This is a genomic window from Pasteuria ramosa, from assembly GCF_056496785.1.
In genome coordinates, this window is the sequence record NZ_CP143099.1 from 607343 (window position 1) to 623028 (window position 15686).

The window sequence follows — 15686 nt, forward strand, 5'->3', positions numbered from 1 at the left end:
TTTTTTACATTGTCGCAGGAAAAAGGACAAAGTCAAATGCTATGTTTTATTTGATTTTGGCTTTATTATTTTTAATAGATTTTGATTTTAAATTATTAATATATTTTATTAATATTAAAATTTATAAATATATGCTTATTGATTAAGTTTGAAAGCAAAAGCATTATCTTCTATGTCAATAAAATTTTTTTTAAATAAATGAATAATTTATATTTATCCATTGCACAAAGTTTGTATTTATTATAATTTGATTTATAATAAATGGATATATATAATTTATAATATTTTATTATTAATTTAATGTTTCGTGTCTGGTGTTTAAATAATACATAAATTAAATAAGATCCTCATGAAGGAGGCGATAGTAATCATTTATCTTGACTATGCTTCCTCAAGTCCTTTGTTAAAAGAGGCTTGGATAGCTATGTTGCCTTTTTGGCAACAACAATTCGGTAATCCTCATAGTATTCATGATATAGGTCAGCAGTCTTCTGATGCTATTAACAATGCTCGATTGCAATTAGCATTATCCATTGGGTCTCCTTCTGCGAGATCTATTATTTTTACTCCTGGAGGTACATCTGCTAATAATTTAGCACTTTTTGGTACGATGCGTTTATATAATAAAGGTGATCATTTTATAACCACAGATTTTGAACATCCGTCTGTTCTGAAAGTTTGTCAATTATTGGTTGAAGAAGGTTTCTGCTGGACTAAATTGCCTGTTTGTCGTGAAGGTATTATAGATATTGAAGATGTTCGTAAATCTTTGCGTCCTAATACGCGGTTGGTTAGTATTATGGCAGCTAACAATGAAGTGGGTACTGTGCAACCTTTAGAAGAGTTATCGCAATTATTAAAGACTAGAAAAATTATATTTCATACAGATGCTGTTCAGTTTTTTGGAAAATTACCGCTAGACGTTAAACAACTAGGTGTCGACCTCTTATCTTTGAGTTCTCATAAGACATATGGTCCTAAGGGTATAGGTGCTTTATATGTGCGCCCAGGACTTCGGCTTTCGCCTTTTATTCATGGAGGCGGGCAGGAAAGAGGCTTGATTTCAGGCACCTTATCTACACCTTTAATCATTGGATTAGGTGCTGTAGCTTCATGGATTCATAAAAATGTTATGTTTGAAATGCAACGCTTACATAAGCTTAAAGAAGCACTTTGGGAAGGTATTTATGAGATAGACGGCGTTGTACTAAATGGACATCCTACTAAAACATTGCCTAATATCTTAAATGTAAGTTTTCCTACGATAGAAGGCCAAATGCTGATGTTAGAATTAAATAGGCAGCAAATTTATATATCTAGTTCATCTGCTTGTTCATTAGGAAAAAACAAACCATCACATGTTTTATTAGCTATGGGAAGAACACAAGATGAGGCATATCAGAGCGTTCGCTTTTCTCTTGGTAAGGATATTGATCACAAACAAATTGATATCGTTATTATGAAACTTAAAAATATTATCAATAATCTTCGGAAATAAATACTAAAAAACTTACTATTAACAAATATAGTAAGTTTTTTAGTATTTATAGATACTTCACCGAACATAATTGTTTATTTATACATATAAAATACTAATAAATAAAAAGAATTGATGATTTGAAATAATAATAATACATTTATAAAAGAGGATATATATTAATATTTTGAATTTTTGATTAAATTCTATATTTTTATGAATGGATATCCGGATTAAGACTTGCTTTATATATATTTATCATATATTATCTATTAAGTGGAGAGTTAATTTATTATTTTATATTTTATTAATATTAGTTTATTTTATTTAATATATTTGTTATACAAAGGAGAATATATGGATTTGTACAAATTAATTAGATTTCTACCTAAATTTTCAATTTTTGCTATGATGGTATTTATTCTTACGTTTCCTATGTCTTTTGCAAATGGAAATTCTAGGGCAGCTCATAAGGGAACACAAATTGAGATTTTCCAGAACAATAAAGGTATTCATAATGGTATTATTATATCTTTAAATGATAATCGGCTGTATTGGGTTCGTGATAATGTCATAGAGAGATTTCCTGTAGCTACTGGTAAATTTATTAGAAATAATCGAAGGCTGACCCCAGCAGGCAATTTTAGAATTATGGATAAGGTTAAATGTAAGGCTTATACAAGGGGTAAGAAAATTAAAGGCTGTGCACCTAATAATCCTTATGGATCTCATTTTATGAGCATTAGCACAAAACATAATATTGGAATTCATGGAACTAATAAACCCCAGTTTGTTCGTGCTCGCAGAAATGCATCTAAGGGTTGTGTTAGAATGTTGAATGAACATGTTTCGCGCATATATAATAATATTTCAGTTGGAATTCCTGTGAAGATTGTAAATTCTTTAAAATTTCATTAAACAATATATAAAAAGCCATGGATTATATTATATCATGGCTTTTATATATTTTTTTAATAGTTTATAACAATTGCATTAACATGATTATTATATATAAATAGATATTTATTTTTAATAAAAAATAAATCTTAAATATATTAATTAATATTATAAATTTATATATATTTATTATTCAAATTAAAGTTTATTTAAAGGAATATTAATATATAATTCATTAATCTTGAAATATAGTTATATGAGTTAAGTTATATGATATTTAAGATTAATGAATTATATACTTGAATTATTATTTATAAATTCATAGACAGTTTTTGCAAAAATAACAACAATTATGAACGTTTCTTGAAATACTGATATCGACAATTAACAAAGATATTTATCATTTACTGGTATTTTCAAGATTTTATCCATAAATAAAAAAACTTAAAACTTAAAATTAAAAATCAACCCTTGTTATATCTTTAATATATAAAAAAAATTTATTTTTTCGAAAATCAAATGAATGAAGTTAAATTCTTTTATTTCTTGATAATGTTTTTAGATTAAAATTATAATATATTCCAACGTGATTTATGGAATTTAAACATAAAAATACCTATTAATATAGCTTTTACTTCATTAGATTATATTTTCAAACGTTCTTTACGGCGATTTTTGGACAAGAGCTATATTTTTATATTTTTATTATAAATACGCATATCTTGCTATTTCCATTATTAATGTTTGATTTATTAGGAATAATTAAGTGTCTTAAAATAATTTATTTCAAATATTTTTGTATTTAAATTTTATTTATAGTATTAAACATTATCTTTTTTCAGAGTTTTTATATCATTTTTATTTCCCGTATAGGTTAAATATATTTTTATTTATGGACTTGTCCAGAAATATTAATATAGCCGATTATTAAGGGTTTAATTTAAACATAAAAATAGCCATTATAATAGTTTTTTGTGCATTAAATTAGGTTCTTAAAACACTATTTTAATATGGGTTGTGGGACAAGCTCTATTTTTTACTGATCTAAAACTAATTCAGAATTTTCAACTTAGTTTTTCTTAATATAAATATATAAGTAATATTAAACATAATCATCTTTTAATATTTATGATTTTTAAGAACCTTTATATTCTCCATATAAAAACAATTGATTTATACCTTTTTTTTATATAATATATCTTTATAAATCATGTGTGATGTTGATCTTTTTATACTATGAAAATCATTTTTAATCTTAATTTATAGAATAAAAATAAGTTAAATGTGTGTTTTTTGATGCTTATAATTCTTGAGATATAGTTTTAAGATTAACTTTCAACTTGTTTTCTTATTTTTATATGATATATTTTCTTGTCATAAAATAAGAGGAGGATTTAATTTGACAAAATTAATGAGATTTTTACCTATATTTTCATTTTTTATGCTTACCTTACTTATGATCACGCCTTCTACAGCTCTTTTAAAAGGTCCTTCTGATAATGGTGCGAGAGGTGAGATTGTTAAGAGGCATACTCTTCGTGATGACGGTATTATTGTATCTTTAAAAGATAATTATCTCTACTGGATTCATGATGATCTAATAGAGAGATTTCCTGTAGCTACCGGAAAGTCTAAGACTTCAACACCAACAGGGCATTTTAATATCTTAGATAAGGTTTATAATAAGGATTATATAAACCATGATAGCGGTAAAAGAGTAGAAGGTGGAGATTCTAGTAATCCTTATGGTCATCATTTCATGAGTTTGAGTACAGAATATAATATTGCTATCCATGGCACAAATCAACCCGATTTAGTCTATTCACAAAGCCATGCTTCTAAAGGTTGTATTAGGATGTTAAACAAACATGTTGAGAGAATATATAATAATGCCCCAGAAGGATTACCTGTTAACATAGTAAAATTTTTCAAAGTTTAATTTTATAATTATATATAAAAAAACAAAGGGCAAATAAATATTTGCCCTTTGTTTTTTTATATATAATTATATTATTTTTAATTATATTAAGTTTATAAATATAATAATTAATCAATAATTATTATATTTATTCAATTTTGCTATTTAGTATAAAAATAATTAAATTTAGTTTTTTATATTATAAAAGTATGGATTTAACTAGTTTTTTCAATAAGAAGTAAGGATCGAATTTTTTTGCCCTGGCTTAGGAGATTTGTATCTTTAATATTTTGGGTTTTTATTATTTAAAATTTTTATTTTTTTAAATCAAAAAAATGATTTAATATAAATTAATATTCTTTTATTTTATTATAAAAAGTGTCTCTTTCTACAGGTATACGATCGGCTTTTTTTATTAACCAAATCAGATTTTTTTTCGTAATGGAGTTTTCTGAAATAGCTCCAGCAGCATGACTAATGCGTTCTTCTACCATTGTGCCGTGTATATCGCTTGCGCCTGCTTGTGTTGCTAGTTGGGTTAGTTGTAGACCTATATTTATAAAGTATGCTTTTATATGTTTTACATTGTCAACCATTAAACGGCTAATAGCTATCGTTTTTAAATCATCCATCGCTGTTGTTCTTCTTGTTATAGATGCTTTTTTGCTATGAGGTTGCATCGCTAAAGGAATGAAGGCTAAAAATCCATTTGTTTGGTCTTGTAGCTCTCTGATATGAATCATATGTATTAGTCGTTCTTCATATGTTTCTATTCCGCCATATAACATGGTTGCATGTGTTTTTAAACCTAAGTTATGTGCTATGCTGTGTACCTCTAACCATTCTTGTGTGTTAGCCTTATCGGGGCTCATTATTTTACGATAGCGTTCAGTTAAAATTTCTGCACCGCCACCAGGTAGGGTATTTAAGCCTACAGATATTAATTCTTTTAGTACTTTTTCAAAACTCATACCAGTTTGTTTACTAAAGAATACAATTTCTGCTGCTGTATATGCTTTGAGTGTTACATGAGGGTATTTGTTTTTGAGTATTTTTAGTGTATTCAAGTAATAATTAAAGTCTACTTTATGATTATGTCCACCCACTATATGGAATTCCATTATACCATTATAATACCGTTTTTCTACATAAGATAATAATGTTTCTTCATCCATTGTATATGCTGTTTCATCTTCAGCATCTCGGCGAAAACGGCAAAAAGAACAACTTGCTTCACACACATTTGTGGGATTTATGTAAAGATTTTGGATAAAGTATACATATTTTTGGTTTAAGGTTGCATTAAATTGATCAGCTAGATGTGCAATTAGCATAGTATGCGGAGAATTATATAATTGTATCCCATCTTCTATGGTTAGCCTTTCTTTATTTAGGATTTTTTCATAGATATTTTTTAAAAAGCTGGGCCATAGTTTTAAATTATTCATTTTTGCATAGACTCCTTTTAAATAATATATTAGATATTTTGTTTTTTTATTTTAATTATTAGTCATTTTAGGTTAAATATTTTTAATTTTTAATTATATGATTTTTATTAAATAATTATAATTTTAATTATATATTTTTTTTATTTCATAGAGCGTATTTCTTTGCACAGGTATATATCCAGCTTCTTTAATCATATTTAAAAAAGCGCTTGGAGGTAACATTTGTTTTTGGGATGCTCCGGCAGCATGTACGATTTGTTCTTCTAAGACGGTTCCATCGAGGTCATCTACACCAAAATGGAGAGCTATTTGAGCTATTTTTAGACCAATCATCATCCAGAAAGCACGAATATGGGGTACGTTGTCTAGTAGTAGGCGTGCAGTGGCTAATATTTTAAGATCGTATATTCCGGAGGTTTCTTGTGGGATATCTTTGTATTCTAAAGCTAATTGGGTATTCTGAGGATGGAAAGCAAAAGCAAAAAAAGCATTAAACCCACCTGTTGTATCCTGTAGTTTTCTAATTTTTAAAATATGATCGATAACATGTTCTGGCTTTTCGATATGGCCGTATAATATGGAGGCGTTAGATCGGATACCAAGAGAATGTGCTGAGTTATGTATTTCTAACCAGCGCTTTTCATCTGTTTTATGACCAGCAATTTTTTGGCGAATTTCTTGAGCAAAAATTTCTGCTCCGCCTCCTAAAATAGAGTCTAGGCCAGCATTACGTAGTTTATTTAATATTTGTGAAATGCTTAGTTTATTTATTCTTGCTAGGTAATCTATTTCAACAGCTGTAAATGCTTGTATATGTAAATCAGAACGATAATTTTTGGCTATTTTTAACATATTTTCATAATAATCAAAAGGTAATTTTGGATGTACGCCACCTACTATATGCAATTCTGTAACTGAGGGGCTAATTTTTTTTTGGAGATGTTCTTTGATTTCGTCTAAAGATAGAACATAAGCATTAGGATTTTGTTCTTGAAGACCAAAAGCGCACAATTTACATTTTAGCGCACAAATGTTTGTATAATTTAAATGTGCATTTATAATGAAATATGCTTTATTATTATGTAGATTTTGTCTTACTTGGGTAGCGAGTTTTCCAAGATATAACAAATTATTTGTTTTTAGTAAATTTATGCCATCTTCTGCATTAAGTCGTTCTTTGCGATTGATTTTTTGAGCAATTTTCTCTAAATTATTATTTTTCATTATGACAAACACCTTCTTAATTTGTAAATATTGTCATATATTTTCTCCACTTATTATATTATAATAACTGAACTATTAATATATCAAAACATTTTTATCATACGAAAAAAATAAATAATTAGCGTAAGGTATATTATCTTTAAGGCTTATTAACGCTAAGGTGTATTAATTAAGTTTTATTTTTTTATCTTTAGTCTTTATTTTTCTTTTAATTTTCCGACAAAAAAATACATTTGCTTCCATAAGTTGCAAAGATATAATTATATGCATGTATTTTTTCATAAATGCAGAATTATTTAAAGATTAGGATGCCTATCTTTCCAAGGTGCTACTTTGGTTTTTGTATGATACTGATTGTTTATTTTTATGTTGCACTTTTTCATTATTAAATGAAAAAAATATTATCTATATGTTATAATATATATGCGATTAACATATATAAATCCCTTAGCTAGTGCTTTGTATATGTAAAATTATTATTATTCATTCATTTTTGAATTTAAATATATTTGTTTTTTAATTCCTATATGGATATTGCTTAAAGATTAGTTAATTATTTTTCAATTCGTAGTATTTTTTTAGATTATTTTTAGATTATAAATTTTTTGCATTTTCATACGCGTTTGCTGGTTTTATTTTTTAAATCGCGAACAACGTTGAATTTTCAGGAGAAACGGCTTATCATGTTGTAAGATAGCTTAGAGTAATTTTTATTATTGAGATGGATCGGTTTTGATCGTCAATTTTATTTGTATAATTTGGGGAACGATTACTTGTTAACCCTATGTCTGTTCAAATATTATTTACAACAAAGGGGGTGCAAAAAAGGAGAGTGTTTGAACCATGTCTGCTTTTATTATGAGATTTACTTATCATATTTTGAGTTCGCGCAACTTCTGGGTTACTATCCAAGGAGGGCGGCAGATATGTTATTGCGCAAGTGCTTATTAGAAGAGAACATAGAGGCTATTAGAGGTCAGATGGAGCGTGCAGCTGGATACTTAGGCCGAAATCATCCTAAGGTATATGAGCTGAGTTGTATGCTAGATGATTTGCATAATGAATGGGGACGTATTACAGGATTGAAAATACCTACTTCTATGCTTTCATCGTCGTCATATGTAAGAAATGGACCTATTGATTATGAGACGCATAAGACCTTTATTTACCACGTCGGGTGAAAATTTTTTAAATAAGAGGTGTGATAGATATGATTAAGCTTAGTAAAGAAGCTGCTGAACAAGTACAAAAAATGTTAAATGATAAAAATGATGCTGAAAAATTATGTTTGCGTATTGGTGTTCAGCATGGTGGTTGTAGTGGTTTTTCCTATACTTTAGGTTTTGATCAAAAGCAAAAAGATGATTCAGAATTCTTACAACATGGTGTACGCGTTGTTATATCAAATGATACTAAGACATTACTTGACGGCGTTATGATTGACTATAAGGAAAATGAATTAGGTGGTGGATTTAGCATACACAATCCTAATGCTGATCAAACTTGTGGTTGCGGGTCATCGTTTAAGACATCTAAACAAGCGGGTACGCCTGATCCGTGTTAATAAATGTTTTTTTTCATGATAAAAACCTCCCTATACCTAGTTAGAATTACCGGGGAGGTTACTTTGTTTTTCATTCGTCATATTATTTTTTATATTTATATGTCTCTCATTTCTTAGACTCTATATCGCAAAACAAACTCGAACTGTGCCCAGGTTGTAAATTAGATGTAGGATCGATGTACTTCTTAGCATGGTTGATAGCTATGGGAGCTTCGCCTAAACCGACGGCAATTAACTTAACTTTATGTTCATATGTAGCAGCATCACCGACAGCATAGATACCTGGAATTGATGTTTCCATTTTCCTATCAACTAAGATGCATTTATTTTTTGTCAGTTCTAAGCCAAAATTATCAATAGGCCCGGGAGATGATTTAAAACCGAATGCTACGATAATATCATCTACATCTATTGTTTTTGAAGTATTATCTTGTTTATTTTCTATTATTACTCTTTCGAGATTTTTATCACCGTGTGCAGACTTAATTTCATATGGTACAAGCACATTTGTGTTTGTTTTTTCTATTTCTTTTAAACTTTGTTCATGTGCTCTAAATTTTGTTCTTCGATGTACTAAAGTTATTTCTTTAGCTATAGGTACTAACATCAAGGCGAAATCAATTGCTGAATCGCCACCGCCAGCTATAAGAACCCGCTTGTTTTTAAATTTATCTGTTTTTTTGATAAAATAATGAAAATTGTTTTTTTCATATTTTTCTGATCCTGGTATTGATAAAGGGCGTGGTGAGAATGAGCCACAACCTGATGCTATGATGATGGATTTTGTTAAATGTGTATTTAGATTTGTTTTTAGTTTAAAGAGTCGTTCTTGTAACTTTTCGATATGGAGAACGGTTTCATTAAGTACATATACAGGGTCAAAACGTTTGACTTGTTCTAAAAGTTTTTTTATAAATTCGCCAGCTCTTACTTTAGGAAAACCAGCTATATCGTAAATATACTTTTCTGGATACAAAGTTTCCAGTTGGCCCCCGAGTTGCGGTAAGCTTTCAATTAATTTTGTCGATGCACTACGCATACCAGCGTAGAAAAGGGTAAATAATCCTACAGGCCCACCGCCTATAATTGTTATATCCATTACATCTGGTGATGGTTCTTTCATCAAGCAAGCCCCCTTTTGATTGTAAGGAGAGAAAATTATGCATTTTATAAATTAAATAAAATCTATAATTTTAAAAAAGTCTTCTATTATCGATGCTTGGCTAAATTTATTGTATTTAATTACTTGGCAAATAACTTTTTTTATTCTTTATATAGTTAGTTATTTGCAAAAACAATTAATTTCATGTAACTATCAATAACGTAGAATTACTTTTTGGGGGATTTTCTTGTTTTGGGTTTTTATTCTACAGATTTTAATTTACAAATAATATATATTTGGCACTATTTTTCTTTCCTAAAATCGATACCTTTAGCAAAGATAAATTATTTTATTTTTCTATCTTTGCAATTATTAAGATGAAAACATCTTGCTAAATATTTGGGAGAATTATATCATAAATTTGGATACAGCTCAATTATTTCATATTTTATGATGATGATAATACTACGAATAGTGGTTATCGTGTATCATACAGGGGAAGTATCGAGGATTTTGTTATTATAAGATAATATTTTTGTTTTTTCATTTGCTAAAAAATCAAGATTTTTTCCAAGTATTTTTCGTGGTGTATAGAAGGGAAGATAAAGAACATGCAGTTACCACATATTGTGGTTTTAGGAGCGGGTTTTGGGGGATTGATGGTTACGAGGAAACTCATATCCCTTTTGGAGGAAAATGAAGCCGAAGTAACTATTGTAGATCAAAATGATTATCATACCATTGTGACTAATCTCCATGAATTAGCTGCTGGGACAGCTGATATAGAAGCTACAAAGGTTTCCTTATCTAAACTTTCTTCCCTTCAGGCCCCTTTTATTAAGTGTCAAACAAGGAAAGTTAAACATATTGATTTTGAAAATAAAAAAGTTTTGTTTGAAGATGAATCTCCTGATTTAAATTATGATTATTTGGTTATAGGTCTTGGTAGTATTTCTGAGACATTTGGTATCCCTGGTTTGTCTGAGAATGCTTTTTCTATTAGTAGCATCGATGGTACTGTTAAACTGAATCAGCATATCAAAGAACGTTTTTCGGGATATAAAGATGATCCTCGTTCTTCGCGCGTTACAATTGTTGTAGGTGGAGCTGGGTTTACCGGTATTGAATATCTTGGTGAGCTTGTAGACCGTATACCAGGTTTGTGTCGGACATACGGCATACCTCGTTCTGCTTTGCGTATTATAAATGTGGAAGCTGCTCCTGCTGCTTTGCCTGGCTTTGATCCTTTTTTGGTCGAATATGCGGTTAGATATTTGAGTAAGCATGGGATTACTTTCCGTTTTCAGAGCATGGTTTCGGAGTATATAGATAACAAGGTTAAATTTAAGAATGGGGATATAATTGAAACAGATACGATGGTATGGACTGGTGGGGTTAGAGGTGTACCTTTGATGTCTAAATTGGGGTTAAAAACTTCTAGAGACCGTGTGCAAGTTAATGAGTATTTAAATCCACCAGAACATGATGATGTTTTTATCATCGGTGATTGTTCTTTATTGCATCGTGCGGGTGAAAAAGAAAATAATTTTTATCCGCCAACTGCTCAATTAGCTTATCAGCAGGGATTTAATGTTGGTCGTAATCTGTCTGCGCTTATTCGTAAGCAACCATTAGAAGCTTTTGATTATGTACATAAAGGTACGATTGCCTCTTTAGGTAATTATGATGCTGTTGGCGTTGTGGGTAAAGATGGACCGAAAGTTAAGGGTAAGGTTGCTGTTATATTTAAAAAAATTGCGCTTTATCGTTGGTTGTATTTAATAGGTGGCTTAAGTATTGCTTTTCGTTTTGGTTTATTATTGGATATTCGTGGATATCGTTCATTAAAAGATCGCTAGGTATTTAAAAAGACCGCATCTCTTTAGATACGGTCTTTTTTATATTCATTTTTGGAGAATAATTTTTCTAATATGTTTATTTGCTTATAAATAAATATAATTTGAATAAATGCAAAAACGGAAATTATTCACATATATTATCAAAATCCTTATAAATTTTTATTCATAGGTTGATGATATAATAATTTTTCATAAATATATGAATACAAAAGATCTTTTTTATAGTAGAAGGGTTTTTTCTTTTTCAATAAAAGGAGGGGTGGTTTTTTCTTCTAAGAATGAATGCCAACATGACTTTAATGATACTGTTCCTAAAAGACCCGAGAACAAATCTTCTGGATTTTTATAATTATGAGGAAATCCATCAATCATTAGGAGGCGACGATAAACTTCCTCTAATAGTCCGTTATTTTCTTTAGCAAGTTTCATTAAAAAGCTCATACGCCATCCCATAGGTGAAATGGCTATTTGTTGTGGTATAGGTGAAGTTTGATGACATAGACACATAGCTAATGATTGCCAGAGCGAGGCGAATTGATTTCGATACTCTGGGTTAGCGAAAGGAGAGGTGTTTTGCTGATGAATTAATTTAATTAGTGTTTTATGAACTAATAGTTTATGTAATACCCAGCAAAATCCCTTTTTTTGACTGTTAATAGGGAGAGATGCTACATTAATAGTTATAAAATTATCATTTCCTTTATTTATGCTGCAATTCGCTTCCCAATTCTGCTTCTTTAGACGTATCCATTTTAGATATAAATTTTCATGTTTAAAATTATTTTTGCATAATTTTTTCCCTAGCATGGGATAAACATATTTTTGAAATGATTTAGCTTGTTGCTCGTACATGGTTGAAGCTCGTTCACGATGTTCATCTTGATGAAACAATTTGGCTGCGATAGCCGGTCCATCCGGGAGCAAAAATAAGCTAATGGTTTCTTGGTTGATTTGTTCAAGTCCATTGTTTTTATTACGTATAATACTAGGGTTTAATTTTTCAGAAATCATGAATTATGTTCCTCCTTGTTGATATCGATTTTCATAATATAGATGTAATTTAAATAGTGTTTAAATCATTTATATTTTCATACAAAGTTTTTCATTAGGGATATTTCGTTTAATTTTTTTTATATTTCATTATTTTAAAACATACGATACCCACGTTGTCTTAGCACGCGAAGTGTAAATATACCTATTATACACCCAGACAAACTAGATATGAAGAAGATCATGTTAATAAAATTAAAAACTTCTTCTACGCTATATCCAAACCAAATGGACCATGTTAAAAAAGCAAAAAAAGGAACCCATGTTGTTTTCAAAAGCATATTTATAATAAAGCTAATACCGAAAAATAGAATGAACAACAAGGGTATAGATATTATTAATTGCAATATATTCATATTTTCCTCCTTGCATAGTGTTAAATGTGTTTTATGCTTATTTTTTAAATCTAATTTACCTACAGGATCTATTTTGGGAATATTTTTTAAATTGAAAAGATTTTTCCGTACCGATTAAATGTAAAATTTAGTAATACTGAAATAATCTAATTTGAGCATTCGTATTTAACGTCCAATATAGAATAAATGAGGTAAACATGCCTAATAAAAAACCTCCTAAAACCTCAACGGGTTGATGACCTAGGATTTCTCTTAATTTCAATTTTTCTAGATTAATGGTTCTACCTCTCGCTTGTTTGCGAATTTCTTCAAAAACGGATATGAATTGTCTTAAAAGTTCATTTATTACTTTTGCGTGTATACCTGCTTGTCTTCTAATTCCTGCTGCATCATACATAACAATACCAGCAAAAACGACTGTTGTGGCAAAGATAGATGTATTCATACCTTCAGTTAGACCTACAGAGGTTGCTAAAGATGTTGTAGCCGCGGCATGGCTGCTGGGCATACCGCCTGCGTGCAGTAAACATTGCCATTCCCAGTTTTGGTTAAATATCCTATACCAAATTAATTTAGTTACTTGAGCTATTATCGTGGAAATTACTGCCGACCATAGGATGTTGTTATTTAGAAATTCATTAATCATTTACACAATTTAATCCTTTCTAAAAAAGATAAAATTAGGATCTAATTGGATTACAATTACCTTTTAAACATCATATACCTTATGATGTTTATTTTACAATAAATATATCTTTCCTAATTATATCTTATAAAGTTTGAAGTCGCTAACCGTCAAATAATGGATTTATCTAATTTTTCACCTTGATTTTTTTATATGCTTGTCCCTTATTAAATTTACCCGTTGTTTTCGATCCGTTATAATATGTATAGGGTATTTTTGATAGTTAGTTTTGCTGTTTGGTAATTTTATAACTTATTTTAACCATTTTTAACTTCTTTTACTTTTTACTTTTGTATATTAGTTATTTATCATTAAAATGGTAAAAAAATATAGATTAATTATTTAGGGAGTGAACTATTATTTATGCTCAGCCGCTAGTAGTTATGGAAGGTGACCAAACAGGTCAAGAGTTGCTACAAGAAGCTCTACGTGTTTTAGATCAAGATATTATACGATATCCTTTAGATCTTAAGTATTTTAATTTAAGTTTAGAAAATCGTCGTGCAACAAAAAATGAAGTTGTTAAAGAAGCATCTTTAGCAATGATTGCTGCAGGTTTTGGTTTAAAAGCTGCTACTATTACGCCTGATATTAAGCAGGATGTTGGAAGTCCTAATGCGATTTTACGTGAACAAATTAATGGTACTGTTATCTTGCGTACAGGTAGGCGTATTCCTGGTGTAATACCTGTGGCGGGTACGCATGCACCTATTTCTGTTGTACGCATGGCTGTAGGTGATGCTTATGGTGCTAAAGAGTGGCGTGTTAAGGAGGATTTAGATGAGTTTGCTTATAGAACGGAAAAAATCAGTCGTTCTGTATGTCGCGCAGTAGCCGAGTTTTCTTTTCAACATGCACAGAAGATAAATGCAAAGGTTTTTGGAGGACCTAAATACACAGTTAGTCCTGTTTATGAAGGTATGTTGAAGGAAGAATTGGATGAAGCGAGCACTCGTTATCCTGATGTTGTATATGATCCACAACTTATCGATGCCACATATGCTTTATTATTAAATCAGGGTGGAGAAGCACTCGTCATTCCGGCTTTAAATCGTGATGGAGATTGTCTGAGTGATCTTGTATTACCTTTATTTGGTTCTATTGCGGGTTCCGAATCGATTCTGTTTTCTTTAACAGAAGATTATCATCCTAAAACTGTTATGGTGGAAGCTCCTCATGGTACAGCTCCTACTTTGTTTGGTAAAAATGTGGCCAACCCTATGTCAATGATTTTAGCGGCGGCATCTATTTTGTCATATATGAATCATGCCCATGCTAAAAAAGCTTCACGCGCTATTTATGAAGCTACGATGGAAACTGTATATTCAGGTAATCGGACAGCTGATTTAGGAGGAAATGCTACTACTTCGCATTTCACTGATGAAGTTATTAAGAAAGTAGTGTCTAAGTTGGCTGTATGGGAAAACATAGAAAATTAGCATATAAACCTACCTTTGATTCGGGTAGGTTTATATGCTAATTTTATTTAAATTTAAATTTTTATAACTTATTTTTGGCGAGCTTTTTTGATAAAAGATAAACCTTGTGCTGGATCATTTTTAATTGCTTCAGCAAAGTTTTTTAATTTTTCGGGATTTATATCGGATTCGGTAATTTTTAAAATGTATTTTATTACTTCTTCCAATCCACCTTTGGAATTTGCTTCGTGCGATTCTTTAAAAATTTGTTCTAATTGTTCTTTTGTGATGACGTTTTGCCCCATAATTTTATTAATCCAAGAAACGATTTGTCCAACAGAAGGTTTTTTTTCTGAACTCATTGTTGATGATATCGTCCTTTCATTGAAGAATATTTTTATAATTATATGTATAAGACGATAAGCGCGTTTTAATATATATGCCTAATTTATGGGATATCTTTTAATAAAACAGGCGAATTACCAAATACCTTTTTCGACTATTTGAATAAATTATTTTAAACCACTAAGAAAGGTAAGATTACTAAAAAAACTTTATAATTATATTCTCCGGATAACTTTTATTGTCATTAATCATCTTATAATTACCACATATAATATACTCAAATTATAAAAACACTTGTTTTTTTTGTACCATATCATTAATTACACCATTAATCATAAAAAAT

14 protein-coding genes are annotated in these 15686 nt (G+C 29.7%); 7 read left to right on the forward strand and 7 right to left on the reverse strand.

The genetic code is table 11. The features are described 5' to 3' along the window. Positions 1 to 349: 349 nt before the first annotated feature. The 3 genes from VS182_RS02770 to VS182_RS02780 all read left to right on the forward strand — a co-directional run bounded on the left by VS182_RS02770 (position 350) and on the right by VS182_RS02780 (position 4313). Complete coding sequence (locus VS182_RS02770; protein WP_479484974.1) at positions 350 to 1498, forward strand: cysteine desulfurase family protein; 1149 nt, start codon at positions 350 to 352, stop codon at positions 1496 to 1498. Positions 1499 to 1840: 342 nt separating this feature from the next. After that, positions 1841 to 2395 (forward strand): L,D-transpeptidase, encoded by a 555-nt coding sequence (locus VS182_RS02775; RefSeq protein WP_479484975.1) that lies wholly within the window; start codon positions 1841 to 1843, stop codon positions 2393 to 2395. Positions 2396 to 3773: 1378 nt separating this feature from the next. Then, a complete protein-coding gene (locus VS182_RS02780) occupies positions 3774 to 4313 on the forward strand; it encodes a L,D-transpeptidase (protein WP_479488850.1) in 540 nt (179 codons plus the stop codon). Between the two features lie 329 nt (positions 4314 to 4642). Here the strand turns inward: VS182_RS02780 and VS182_RS02785 are convergent, their stop codons facing one another. After that, complete coding sequence (locus VS182_RS02785) at positions 4643 to 5740, reverse strand: radical SAM protein (protein WP_479488851.1); 1098 nt, start codon at positions 5738 to 5740, stop codon at positions 4643 to 4645. A gap of 123 nt (positions 5741 to 5863) precedes the next feature. Continuing rightward, positions 5864 to 6964 carry an aminofutalosine synthase MqnE gene (mqnE, locus tag VS182_RS02790; RefSeq protein ID WP_479484978.1) on the reverse strand — a complete coding sequence of 367 codons (1101 nt, stop codon included), beginning with the start codon at positions 6962 to 6964 and terminating at the stop codon, positions 5864 to 5866. A gap of 926 nt (positions 6965 to 7890) precedes the next feature. On the opposite strand from mqnE, the gene VS182_RS02795 reads away from it, so the two are divergent. Both VS182_RS02795 and VS182_RS02800 read left to right on the forward strand, forming a co-directional pair. Further along, positions 7891 to 8145 (forward strand): aspartyl-phosphate phosphatase Spo0E family protein, encoded by a 255-nt coding sequence (locus tag VS182_RS02795; RefSeq protein ID WP_479484979.1) that lies wholly within the window; start codon positions 7891 to 7893, stop codon positions 8143 to 8145. A 29-nt stretch (positions 8146 to 8174) separates the two neighbouring features. Further along, on the forward strand, positions 8175 to 8528 hold the full coding sequence (locus VS182_RS02800; RefSeq protein WP_479484980.1) for a HesB/IscA family protein: 354 nt from the start codon (positions 8175 to 8177) through the stop codon (positions 8526 to 8528). Between the two features lie 106 nt (positions 8529 to 8634). Here the strand turns inward: VS182_RS02800 and VS182_RS02805 are convergent, their stop codons facing one another. Beyond that, positions 8635 to 9651: an NAD(P)/FAD-dependent oxidoreductase gene (locus VS182_RS02805; protein ID WP_479484981.1), complete on the reverse strand. Its 1017-nt coding sequence runs from the start codon at positions 9649 to 9651 to the stop codon at positions 8635 to 8637. Positions 9652 to 10241: 590 nt separating this feature from the next. Between VS182_RS02805 and VS182_RS02810 the strand changes: the two genes are divergently transcribed. Then, on the forward strand, positions 10242 to 11489 hold the full coding sequence (locus tag VS182_RS02810; RefSeq protein WP_479492715.1) for an NAD(P)/FAD-dependent oxidoreductase: 1248 nt from the start codon (positions 10242 to 10244) through the stop codon (positions 11487 to 11489). 219 nt (positions 11490 to 11708) lie between these two features. Here VS182_RS02810 and VS182_RS02815 read toward each other — a convergent pair whose 3' ends face one another. The 3 genes from VS182_RS02815 to VS182_RS02825 form a co-directional block, all read right to left on the reverse strand. Continuing rightward, positions 11709 to 12500 carry a hypothetical protein gene (locus VS182_RS02815; protein ID WP_479484983.1) on the reverse strand — a complete coding sequence of 264 codons (792 nt, stop codon included), beginning with the start codon at positions 12498 to 12500 and terminating at the stop codon, positions 11709 to 11711. A 134-nt stretch (positions 12501 to 12634) separates the two neighbouring features. Next, complete coding sequence (locus VS182_RS02820; RefSeq protein WP_479484984.1) at positions 12635 to 12895, reverse strand: YuiB family protein; 261 nt, start codon at positions 12893 to 12895, stop codon at positions 12635 to 12637. A 127-nt stretch (positions 12896 to 13022) separates the two neighbouring features. Beyond that, the gene (locus VS182_RS02825; RefSeq protein WP_479484985.1) at positions 13023 to 13541 is read right to left on the reverse strand and encodes a divergent PAP2 family protein; all 519 of its coding nucleotides are present in this window, start codon (positions 13539 to 13541) and stop codon (positions 13023 to 13025) included. 422 nt (positions 13542 to 13963) lie between these two features. Here VS182_RS02825 and VS182_RS02830 point away from each other — a divergent pair, with 422 nt between their 5' ends. Continuing rightward, entirely contained in the window at positions 13964 to 15019 is a 1056-nt protein-coding gene (locus VS182_RS02830) for an isocitrate/isopropylmalate family dehydrogenase (protein ID WP_479484986.1), read from the forward strand. Between the two features lie 68 nt (positions 15020 to 15087). On the opposite strand, the gene VS182_RS02835 is transcribed toward VS182_RS02830, so the two are convergent. Continuing rightward, on the reverse strand, positions 15088 to 15360 hold the full coding sequence (locus VS182_RS02835; RefSeq protein ID WP_479484987.1) for a hypothetical protein: 273 nt from the start codon (positions 15358 to 15360) through the stop codon (positions 15088 to 15090). Positions 15361 to 15686 lie beyond the last annotated feature (326 nt).

What these genes read in the sequence shown, in the direction of transcription:
- VS182_RS02800 (WP_479484980.1), top strand. Translation starts at nt 8,175, where the DNA reads ATGATTAAGCTTAGTAAAGAAGCTGCTGAACAAGTACAAAAAATGTTA.
- VS182_RS02805 (WP_479484981.1), bottom strand. Translation starts at nt 9,651, where the DNA reads ATGAAAGAACCATCACCAGATGTAATGGATATAACAATTATAGGCGGT.
- VS182_RS02785 (WP_479488851.1), bottom strand. Translation starts at nt 5,740, where the DNA reads ATGAATAATTTAAAACTATGGCCCAGCTTTTTAAAAAATATCTATGAA.
- VS182_RS02770 (WP_479484974.1), top strand. Translation starts at nt 350, where the DNA reads ATGAAGGAGGCGATAGTAATCATTTATCTTGACTATGCTTCCTCAAGT.
- VS182_RS02825 (WP_479484985.1), bottom strand. Translation starts at nt 13,541, where the DNA reads ATGATTAATGAATTTCTAAATAACAACATCCTATGGTCGGCAGTAATT.
- VS182_RS02810 (WP_479492715.1), top strand. Translation starts at nt 10,242, where the DNA reads ATGCAGTTACCACATATTGTGGTTTTAGGAGCGGGTTTTGGGGGATTG.
- VS182_RS02815 (WP_479484983.1), bottom strand. Translation starts at nt 12,500, where the DNA reads ATGATTTCTGAAAAATTAAACCCTAGTATTATACGTAATAAAAACAAT.
- mqnE (WP_479484978.1), bottom strand. Translation starts at nt 6,964, where the DNA reads ATGAAAAATAATAATTTAGAGAAAATTGCTCAAAAAATCAATCGCAAA.
- VS182_RS02795 (WP_479484979.1), top strand. Translation starts at nt 7,891, where the DNA reads ATGTTATTGCGCAAGTGCTTATTAGAAGAGAACATAGAGGCTATTAGA.
- VS182_RS02835 (WP_479484987.1), bottom strand. Translation starts at nt 15,360, where the DNA reads ATGAGTTCAGAAAAAAAACCTTCTGTTGGACAAATCGTTTCTTGGATT.
- VS182_RS02830 (WP_479484986.1), top strand. Translation starts at nt 13,964, where the DNA reads ATGGAAGGTGACCAAACAGGTCAAGAGTTGCTACAAGAAGCTCTACGT.
- VS182_RS02820 (WP_479484984.1), bottom strand. Translation starts at nt 12,895, where the DNA reads ATGAATATATTGCAATTAATAATATCTATACCCTTGTTGTTCATTCTA.